We start from the raw sequence: 627 nt of genomic DNA, 5'->3' as shown, positions 1-627 counted from the left end.
ACGCCATAACGAAAAAAGCCTCATCTTTCGATGAGGCTTATCTCTTAATGTTGGCGGAGCGGACGGGACTCGAACCCGCGACCCCCGGCGTGACAGGCCGGTATTCTAACCAACTGAACTACCGCTCCTTTAGCTTAACGTCTACACGTTAACCTAAATTAGGCGCTTGGCGATGACCTACTCTCACATGGGGAGACCCCACACTACCATCGGCGCGTTTGCGTTTCACTTCTGAGTTCGGGATGGGATCAGGTGGTTCCACAAGGCTATTGTCACCAAGCAAATTCTGTTTATTACCGTGTCCATCGCTGGACCACGTTAATAATAATTCGGAAAGCTGATTTGCTTTGTTTGAGTTCACACTTCATCAAGTGTCGATATTCTGTCTAAGGCTTTCGTACGACCTCCATGGAAGGAGGAAGTGCTAGAAAATGTCTGGAACATTTTCAGTAAAACCCATCTGGGTTGTATGGTTAAGCCTCTCGAGTCATTAGTACATGTTAGCTCAACGCCTCACAACGCTTACACACCATGCCTATCAACGTCCTAGTCTCGAACGGCTCTTTAGAGGAATTAAATTCCTAGGGATGACTCATCTTAGGGCTCGCTTCCCGCTTAGATGCTTTC

At 47.7% G+C, this 627-nt stretch carries 1 tRNA gene and 2 rRNA genes; all 3 read right to left on the bottom strand.

The features are described 5' to 3' along the window. Positions 1-51: 51 nt before the first annotated feature. Positions 52-128 (bottom strand) — tRNA-Asp (locus tag L5L91_RS22620). 36 nt (positions 129-164) lie between these two features. Next, positions 165-280 (bottom strand): 5S ribosomal RNA (gene rrf / locus L5L91_RS22615). Positions 281-469: 189 nt separating this feature from the next. After that, positions 470-627, bottom strand: a 23S ribosomal RNA gene (locus L5L91_RS22610); the annotation flags it as partial.

Source organism: Shewanella sp. SM55, from assembly GCF_025654025.1.
Taxonomy (GTDB): domain Bacteria; phylum Pseudomonadota; class Gammaproteobacteria; order Enterobacterales; family Shewanellaceae; genus Shewanella; species Shewanella oncorhynchi.
Note: the sequence above shows the minus strand (reverse complement) of the source record. Positions and strands in the feature narration are given on the sequence as shown.